Raw genomic sequence first — 8827 nt, 5'->3', positions numbered from 1 at the left:
AGTGCGTCGGTCGGCACGTGATAGGCACTACGGGTCGCCAGCACGCGCCAGATACGCCCCGCCGCCCGGCGTTCGAGCCAGCAGAGATCGCGGGTGCAGCGTGCTGCGGGCCAGTCCGACAGCAAGGTCGGTTCGCCATCGACGCCCGCCCCCTCCGCCAACTGCCCGCGAACGTAATCGCCGGCACGATCGCGGAGGATCGCCACCCCGCGATTGGTGCGCCAGCCAACGTGCCGCCCGTCGCCGGTGACGATCAGGTCGGGGGCGCCTGGCCATGCCATGCCGATCGCTCCGGCAAGCAGCGGGACGGCGCCGATCCAGCGCAAACGACTGCGCCACAGGCCGAGCCAGAGCGCCCCGGCCACAGTGGTCGCGAAGGCACTCGCCGGCGCACCGGGAACCGCCACCACGGCGCCCGGCGCGGCCGCCACACGATGCGCCAAACCGAGCAGAAGGCGGATCGCGCGATCGTCCAGCCACCAGAAGGGACCGCCCGCGCCTATCGCGTCGAACGCCAGCGCCATCGCCTCCAGCGGCATGATGATGAACGTCGTCAACGGGATCGCCACGATATTGGCCAGCGCGCCGTAGATGCCGGCCTGGTGAAAATGAAAGATCGCGATCGGCATCAAGGCCAATTCGACGACGGCGCCAGTCAACAGGAGCGATGCGGTCGAGCGAGTGATTCGTCGCCAGCGCGCTTCCTCCCGCGGCAGGAAGGCGGCGCGGATCGCCGGATGTTCGTGCAGCGCGACGATCGCGGTCACCGCCGCGAACGATAGCTGGAAGCTGGGGCTGACGACCGCCTCCGGCCAGATCAGCAAGACGACCAGCGCTCCCGTCGCCACCAGTCGCAATGTCACCGCCTCGCGCCCCGCCGCGAGGGCGGCAAGGACCATCAGCGAGGCGACGCAACTGCGGATCGTCGGCACCTGCGCGCCTGTCAGCCAAGTATAGAAGATCGCCGCCAGTGCCCCCGCCGCCGCCGCGATCAAGGGCACCCGCCCGGTGAGCGCAATGCGGCGCGACAATGCCAGGGTGCGCGACGCCAGCATCATCACGATCGCAACCGTGGCGGTAATGTGCAGCCCGCTGACCGACAGTAGATGCGCCAGTCCGGCGCGGCGCATCGCGGCGGCATCCTCATCGGCGATTGCGCCCATATCACCCGTGGCAAGCGCCGCCGCGATCCCGCCCGCGCTGCCATCCAGCCGAGTCTCGATATGCTCGGTCAGCCTCACCCGCAGCGGTGAGGCCGGCACACCGGGGATCCGTACCTCGATCGGCGCGAAACCGCGCCCGGTCGCGCCAAGCCGGTCGAACCACGCCACTCGCGCGAAATCATAGGCGCCCGGCACGGCGGGGGCAGCGGGCGGCATCAGGCGCGCGCGCAGGCGGATCGACGCCCCCTCCCCCAAGCCCGCCGGCACGTCGTGGCGGTCAATCTTGAGCCGCAGCCGTTCTGGCCGCACCGCGTCTTCGCGATCCCATGCGCGCAACAACAGAGTGATGCGTACCAGTTGACGGGCGGGCAGCGACTCGATCCGCTCGATCCGCCCCTCCAGGCGCGCGATGACGATGCGGTCGAGCACCGGCGCCGCTACCCGCTCCGCGCGCCACCAGACCAGTGCCAGCCCCAGCGCGGCGGCAGCGCAACCGATCGCGACCACGCGCCGCGCCCGACCCGCGCCACCGACCGCCATCGCACCGGCGCCGATCCCCGCCAAGACCAGCATCGCGATGATCCAGGAGCGGGGATCCGGCAGCGCGAACCAGCAGGCCGCCCCCGCCGCCAGCATGACCGGCAGCCACAGGATCAGCTGATCGCGCTCGCCTTCCAGCCAACTTTCGAGTCGCGACGCAATTTGAAGCCGGGGGAATGCTTTGCTAGGGGCTGACGCGGCTATCGTGGCCATCTGACTTCAAGCCTGGGAGCACGCGCGGTTGAGCGCAATCGATAATCCTGCCGCGACCAAGGTCGTTACCCGTTTTGCGCCATCGCCCACGGGCTTTCTGCATCTCGGCGGCGCCCGTACCGCCCTGTTCAACCTGCTGTTCGCACGCCATCACGGCGGCACGTTCCGGCTGCGGATCGAGGACACCGACCGCGCCCGTTCGACCCAGCCGGCGATCGACGCTATCATCGACGGGATGCGCTGGCTCGGCCTTGATTGGGATGGCGAGGAAGTGTATCAATTCGCGCGGGCGGAGCGCCATGCCGAAGTGGCACGTCAGATGGTCGAGGCCGGCCACGCTTATCGTTGCTACCTGACGCAGGACCAGCTGGACGGCATGCGTGCCGAGGCGCAGGCCGCGAAGAAGCCGCTGCGAATCCGCTCGCCATGGCGCGATCGCGACGACGGACCCGCCGACGCATCCCATGTCATCCGCCTGCGCGCGCCCACCGAGGGCGCGACGACGATCCACGACCGTGTTCAGGGCGACGTGACGGTGCAGAACGCCGAGCTGGACGATCTCGTCCTGCTGCGGTCGGACGGCACCCCCACCTATATGCTGGCGGTGGTGGTCGACGATCATGACATGGGCGTCACGCATGTCATCCGCGGTGATGACCATCTCAACAACGCCTTCCGCCAATTGCCGATCTATCGTGCGATGGGCTGGCCCGAGCCGGTCTATGCCCACATCCCGCTGATCCACGGACAGGATGGCGCCAAACTGTCGAAGCGCCACGGCGCGGTCGGGATCGAGGCTTATCGCGACGATATGGGCATCCTGCCTGAGGCGCTCGGCAATTATCTGCTGCGGCTCGGCTGGGGGCATGGCGACGACGAGATCATCAGTCGTGAGGATGCGATCCGCTGGTTCGACCTTGATGCGGTCGGCACCTCACCCAGCCGCTTTGATCTGAAGAAGCTCGAGAACCTTAACGGGCATTATATCCGGGCGTGCGACGATGCGCGGCTGGCGGATCTGGTCGCCGAGCGGCTTGGGTTCGATCACGACGATACCCGCCGTGCGAAGCTGCTGATGGCGATGCCGGCGCTGAAGCCGCGTGCCGCGAACATCAACGAACTGGCCGACGGCGCCACCTTCCTGTTCGCGACGCGCCCGCTGGCGATCGACGAGGCGGCCGCGCCGCTGCTTCAGGGTGAGGCACCCGCACTGCTCGCCCGCCTGCACAGCGCGCTTGACGCGGTGCACAACTGGGATACGGAGAACACCGAAGCAGCGGTGCGGCAGGTAGCGGAGGACGCGGGCGTGAAGCTCGGACAGGTTGCCCAGCCGCTCCGCGTCGCACTCACCGGCCGCAAGACGTCGCCGGGCATTTTCGACGTACTCGTCCTTCTAGGACGCGAAGAAAGCCTGGCCCGCATCGCGGACCACAAAGCCTGACAGGAGACGACATGACCGAAGCCGCCAAGTTCACGCTTTCGGGCAATGAGCACGACTATCCGGTGCTCTCCGGCTCGGTCGGCCCCGATGTGGTCGACATTCGCAAGCTGTACGGTCAGACGGGTGCCTTCACCTACGATCCCGGCTTCACCTCGACCGCATCGTGCCAGTCGAAGCTCACCTATATCGACGGCGATGAGGGCGTGCTGCTGCATCGCGGCTATCCGATCGGCGAGCTGGCCGAACAGTCGAGCTTCATGGAAGTATGCTATCTGCTGCTCAACGGCGAGCTGCCCTCCGCCGACGAGCTGGAGAAGTTCAGCCGTACCATCAGCCGTCATACGATGGTGCACGAGCAGCTGGCGCAGTTCTTCCGTGGCTTCCGTCGCGATGCCCATCCGATGGCGATCATGTGTGGCGTCGTCGGCGCGCTGTCGGCCTTTTATCATGATTCGACCGACATCCACGATCCGCAGCAGCGCATGATCGCGTCGCACCGGCTGATCGCCAAGATGCCGACGATCGCGGCGATGGCGTATAAGTACAGCGTCGGGCAGCCGTTCCTATATCCGGACAATTCGCTCAGCTACACCGGCAACTTCCTGCGCATGACGTTCGGCGTGCCGGCGGAGCCGTATGAGGTGAATCCGGCGGTCGAGCGTGCGATGGACCGGATCTTCATCCTGCATGCCGATCACGAGCAGAACGCCTCCACCTCGACGGTGCGTCTGGCGGGTTCGTCGGGCGCGAATCCGTTCGCGTGCATCGCGGCGGGCATCGCCTGCCTCTGGGGCCCGGCGCATGGCGGCGCGAACGAAGCCGCGCTCAACATGCTGCAGCAGATCGGCACGCCGGACCGCATCCCCGAGTTCATCGGCCGCGCGAAGGACAAGAACGATCCGTTCCGTCTGATGGGGTTCGGCCACCGCGTCTACAAGAATTACGATCCGCGCGCGACCGTGATGCAGAAGACGGTGCGCGAGGTGTTCGAAGCGCTGAATGTGCAGGATCCGCTGTTCGAAACCGCGCTGCGTCTCGAGGAGATCGCGCTGAACGACGATTATTTCGTTGAGAAGAAGCTGTTCCCGAACGTCGACTTCTATTCGGGGGTCATCCTGTCGGCGATCGGCTTCCCCACCAGCATGTTCACCGTGCTGTTCGCGCTCGCCCGTACCGTCGGCTGGGTGGCGCAGTGGAACGAGATGATCACTGACCCGGATCAGAAGATCGGCCGCCCCCGTCAGCTCTACACCGGCCCGACGCAGCGGTCCTACGTTCCGGTCGGCCAACGCTGATCATGTCCCGGCTTCGACCGATCCTGTTCCTGCTCGGCATCGCCTGCGCGTTGATGGGCATGCTCTGGATCGGTCAGGGGCTTGGATATATTCATTGGCCGCGATCGAGCTTCATGCTCGATCAGTCGATCTGGGCGGATTACGGCGCGGCGCTGGCGGTGGTGGGGTTGTTGCTGATCCTCGTTGCGCGGCGGCTGCGGCGATAACGCCCGCCGGGCGAACCCGCCCGGATCGCTTCGCCCCTACTAGCCGACCGGCAGCGACAGGATGAAGCGCGCGCCCATCCCCGGCGCGCTGTCGACCGTCAGGTCCCCTCCCATCGCCCGCGCCAGTCGCCGCGCGATATACAGGCCCAGACCGCTGCCGCCCGCCTCGCTGGTATCGACTCGCTCGAACTTGGCGAAGATGCGTTCCTGATCTTCGACCGCGATGCCCTTGCCCTGGTCGGCGACGATCAACATCGCGCGATCGCCGTCCTGCTGCAGCCGCAGCCATACGGTCGCGCCGCGCGGCGAATAGCGTACCGCATTGCCGATCAGGTTGACGAGGATCTGCAACGTCCGGCGGAATTCGCCAATCGCCGGCAGCGGGGTTTCCAGATCGCTGCGATCGATCGACACGCCCCCGTCCGCCGCCCGCACCGCGAGCAGCCCGGCGGCGCGCCGTGCGATATCGGCCAGGTCGAGTCGATCGGCCTCGGTGCTGAAATCATCGCGCTCGATCGCCTCCAGATCGACCAGATCGTCGACCAGGCCGAGCAGGTGCCGCCCCGCACTGGCGATATCGGCGGCATAATCCGAATAATGCGGGTCGAGCGGCCCCTCGCTGCCGCCGTTGATGCTGTCGGCATTGGCGATGATCCGGCCGAGCGGACCGCGCAGCACCTGTTCCAGGCGGGCGTTGAACGACGCCGGCATCGAAGGTTCCCGCGCCGGCGGCGGTGCGGGAGGGGTAACAGGCGCTGGAAACGTGCCACCTACGAAACCGGCAAAGCCCCCGCCGGCATCCAGCCGCACCGTTCCCGCCAGCAGCACCGACACGCCCCGCCCGCGCACTGTCGCGGCCTGACCGTCGAAATCGCGGCGTTCCGCCATCGCCTCCAGCAGCGGCATCGCACCGTTGCTCGCCGGCTCTAGCGTGAACAGCCGCGCGAGCGGCGCGCCCAGCGCGGCGGTGGCGTCGAAATCGTAGCGGGCGCCCATCCCTGGCGGCACCTGCGTGATGCGCAGCTCGCCGTCGGTTTCCCACACCCACTCGGCGCCGGGGGGCGGCACCACCGGCGCGAGCGTCGACAACAGGGTTGCCGGCCGCCACGCCGCCCGCTCCCGCAGGGGCGAGATCGCGAGCTGGATACCGTCGTCGCGCGGGGTGGCGGTCACCCAGCAATCCAGATCGATGTCGCCATCGGCGATCGTCACCGCGCGGGATACGAGGATCCGCAACCGCCGCGCCAGACGAACCAGCGCGGCCCATTGGGGCACCGCGATCACCGCGCCGATCGCTCCCCCCGCCCTTTCATTGATCGCGGAGAATCCCGCATTGGCGGACAGGAGACGATCCGCGCCATCGACGCGCGCGCGCAGGATCGCGTCGTCGCTCACGCCGGCACGCTCCGCGACAGGCCACGGATCGCGCGGCGATAATCGGGGTGAAGCGACAGCGGCACGAACGCCTGCATCGCATGGTGCGGCTCGATCCGCGCGACGCTGTCGATGGCGTCCGCGAGCGTTTCGCTGTCCCGCATCGCATCCGCTTCCGACAGCAGCCAGCCGATCTGTGCGATCTGATCGCGCGATAATCCGGCGGCGCGCAGCAGCAGCCACGCCCGGTCGCTGTCAACATCAAGCATCAGCGCCCGCACATCCTCGGCATCGACCGCGATCGCCTGCGCGACGATGGCGATGAACAGCGTCATCCGCGCCTCTGCCAGCGCATCGAGCAACAGGATCGGCAGCGTGTCGCCGCGCGCGTCGATCGCGATCGCCAGGTGGGTCGCCAACGTGTCCAGCTTCTCGCTATCGTCGATCGCCGCGAGACTCCGCTCGGTCGCCTCCACCAGCGCGCGATCGATCATGCCGTCGACCGCCTCGATGCCGATCTGTTCCCGCAGCACCGCAGCGATCGACCAGGCGAGACGATGGATCGCGGCGGTCGACAGATCCGCCCGACGGGGTGCGCCCGGCAACCGCCGACGGCTATCCGCCACCAGATAGGCGAGCGCACGCTGGCGGATCACGCCGTCGGCGCTTTCGGTCAACCGCGCCAGCAGCGTCGCCATGGCACCAGGCGCGCGATTGGCAAGCAATGCCTCGTCGATCAGGTCGACCCGCGCCTGCATGAGAAATTCGCCGATCAGGTCCGGATCGCGCAGCAACCCGGCGGCGCCCAGCCGCGCGAGCGTGGAAGGAGCATTGACGGTCAGCACGCGCAGCACCGCATCGCCCCCCTCCGCCGCCAGCAGGCGCGCGGCATGACCCGCGATATCCTGCTCGATCGCGGCGACCGTCACCTCCACCAGCCGCGTCACGGCGGTGCGTGTACGGTCGTCGAGCCGCTCCCGCTCGGGCAGGGCGACATCCGCCGCCACCGTCTCCAGCCGCGCATCGGCGCGACGCTCCGCCATCGCGACGCGGATGGCCAGCGACGCGGCACGATAGTCAGGGGAGGTGAACAGAGGCTCTGCCGACATAATGCTGGCTTACAGGCACTTTCGTTAAGCCGGCGCTAAGCCTGCCGGCGCAACGCCTCTACTGCCATGATGAGCGTCGCAGCAGCGTAACAAGCGCAGACCCCCAGTCCCAAAGTGGGCCACCCTATCAGCGACAACCCCGCCAGCGCCGCCAGATAGGCGGGCGGCGTGCCCCACCAGGCACGGCGCTGCACGGCGCTGGCGGCGCGTTCGCCGACGCTGCCAGCGACGATCCCGGCTAGCGCCAGCAATTGCGCGGTCGTCGTCGCCGCCTCGGTATCGACGACATGCCCGACGAGCAGCGCCGCCAGCGCGGGCAGCACCAGGATCGCGATCCGGCTGCCGCGCAGCAGCACGGGCTCATCGCGAAACATGGCCAGCGCGCCGGCGATCTCCTCGATGAGGACGCCGAGCAGGATCAGCGACAAGCCCCCCGCGATCGACCCCATCCCGATCATCGCAAGGCCCATCAGCGCCGCCAGGCCACCCGCGCCGGCGACCGCGGGGGTGCCGATGCTCCGGCGGGCGATCGCCGGGATCGTCCACCGCGCCAGCGGGCGCAGCACACCCCGTTCGAACCAGCTTGGCCGCACCGCCATCGACGCGGACAGGACGGCACGACCGCGCGCCTCCAGCGCGGCGGCGCGGCGCTCGATCCCATGCCCCTGATCCAGGTCGTTGATCCGCAACGCAACGTGCCGTGCCCCGGCCTGTTCGGCAGCGTGCAGCAGCGTCGATTGCAGGTCGTAATCCTCCGGCAGGCGCGCGGCATCGGCCACCCGGCGAGCGTCGATTCGCGCCACCCCCGCCCAGGCAGACCCGCCGCCGACCCGCTCGAAATCGGCCGATGCCTCCACGCCGGGAACGACGAGCAGCGCATCGCCCCCCTCTCCCGCCAGCGCGTGCACCACCCCCTCGGTCGTGACGAGGCCATCGGCCAGCATCACGACGCGGGCGAGCGGATGCAGCTTGGCCAGCACCTCGGACGCGGTCCGCACGGTATCGACCGCGACGCCGCGCCGCCCGATCCGCGCCAGCGCGCCGACCAGCTCCGGGGTCAATCGCTGCACGACGACGACGATCTGCGCCGCGTCGGAGGCAAGCAGCAGCCGCGCCTGATATTCGATCAGCGTCGCCGCCGCGAACGGCAAGGTCGCCGCCAACATCCCCGGGCGGTCTTCCGCCTCCTGCGTTGCGAATAATAGGCCTGCGAGCATGGGCGGCTGTTAAGGCGTGGTCCTGACGCGGGCAATGGCCGCGATAAGGCGATTTGCGGTCAGTCTTTCCAATCGCATGACCTGATTCGCAGCGCGGATGGCATCGCGTGCGACGGGGCGAGCCGGCGATGATCGGGAAACGGCTTTGCGCGGCCAGCAAGTGTGATACACCGACGCGATGAACGGGGGGCCGTCTATCCTGAGTATTCGTGCGGTCGACGCTGATGGCGCATCGCATGCCTTTTCACCTCTTGCGGAAGCTCATGCTG

Annotated in this window: 7 protein-coding genes; 3 read left to right on the top strand and 4 right to left on the bottom strand. The window is 68.2% G+C overall.

The window, feature by feature from the left end:
- A partial coding sequence (locus ACFDSW_RS12960; protein ID WP_375250704.1) for a ComEC/Rec2 family competence protein occupies positions 1-1916 on the bottom strand: 1916 nt, incomplete at its 3' end.
- A 28-nt stretch (positions 1917-1944) separates the two neighbouring features.
- Here ACFDSW_RS12960 and gltX point away from each other — a divergent pair.
- From gltX to ACFDSW_RS12945, 3 genes are read left to right on the top strand one after another with little or no spacing between them, the layout of a single operon-like run.
- Positions 1945-3357, top strand: a complete 1413-nt coding sequence (gene gltX, locus ACFDSW_RS12955) for a glutamate--tRNA ligase (RefSeq protein ID WP_375250703.1) — start codon at positions 1945-1947, stop codon at positions 3355-3357.
- 11 nt (positions 3358-3368) lie between these two features.
- Complete coding sequence (locus tag ACFDSW_RS12950; protein ID WP_375250702.1) at positions 3369-4652, top strand: citrate synthase; 1284 nt, start codon at positions 3369-3371, stop codon at positions 4650-4652.
- A gap of 2 nt (positions 4653-4654) precedes the next feature.
- Positions 4655-4858 (top strand): hypothetical protein, encoded by a 204-nt coding sequence (locus ACFDSW_RS12945; RefSeq protein WP_375250701.1) that lies wholly within the window; start codon positions 4655-4657, stop codon positions 4856-4858.
- Between the two features lie 39 nt (positions 4859-4897).
- Here the strand turns inward: ACFDSW_RS12945 and ACFDSW_RS12940 are convergent, their stop codons facing one another.
- The 3 genes from ACFDSW_RS12940 to ACFDSW_RS12930 are packed head-to-tail and all read right to left on the bottom strand — an operon-like array spanning position 4898 to position 8507.
- Positions 4898-6253 (bottom strand): sensor histidine kinase, encoded by a 1356-nt coding sequence (locus tag ACFDSW_RS12940; RefSeq protein ID WP_375250700.1) that lies wholly within the window; start codon positions 6251-6253, stop codon positions 4898-4900.
- Entirely contained in the window at positions 6250-7341 is a 1092-nt protein-coding gene (locus ACFDSW_RS12935; protein WP_375250699.1) for a DUF2336 domain-containing protein, read from the bottom strand. Before ACFDSW_RS12935 ends, ACFDSW_RS12940 begins: the two co-directional genes overlap by 4 nt.
- Before the next feature lie 35 nt (positions 7342-7376).
- Entirely contained in the window at positions 7377-8507 is a 1131-nt protein-coding gene (locus ACFDSW_RS12930; RefSeq protein WP_375250698.1) for a hypothetical protein, read from the bottom strand.
- Positions 8508-8827 lie beyond the last annotated feature (320 nt).

It is taken from the genome of Sphingomonas sp. (assembly GCF_042091075.1).
GTDB lineage: Bacteria > Pseudomonadota > Alphaproteobacteria > Sphingomonadales > Sphingomonadaceae > Sphingomonas.
The sequence above is the reverse complement of the archived record's forward strand: the minus strand, read 5'-3'. Positions and strand labels throughout refer to the sequence as shown.

Excerpts from the sequence above, each read along its gene's own strand:
- ACFDSW_RS12950 (WP_375250702.1), top strand. The coding sequence starts at position 3,369 with ATGACCGAAGCCGCCAAGTTCACGCTTTCGGGCAATGAGCACGACTAT.
- ACFDSW_RS12945 (WP_375250701.1), top strand. The coding sequence starts at position 4,655 with ATGTCCCGGCTTCGACCGATCCTGTTCCTGCTCGGCATCGCCTGCGCG.
- ACFDSW_RS12935 (WP_375250699.1), bottom strand. The coding sequence starts at position 7,341 with ATGTCGGCAGAGCCTCTGTTCACCTCCCCTGACTATCGTGCCGCGTCG.
- ACFDSW_RS12930 (WP_375250698.1), bottom strand. The coding sequence starts at position 8,507 with ATGTTGGCGGCGACCTTGCCGTTCGCGGCGGCGACGCTGATCGAATAT.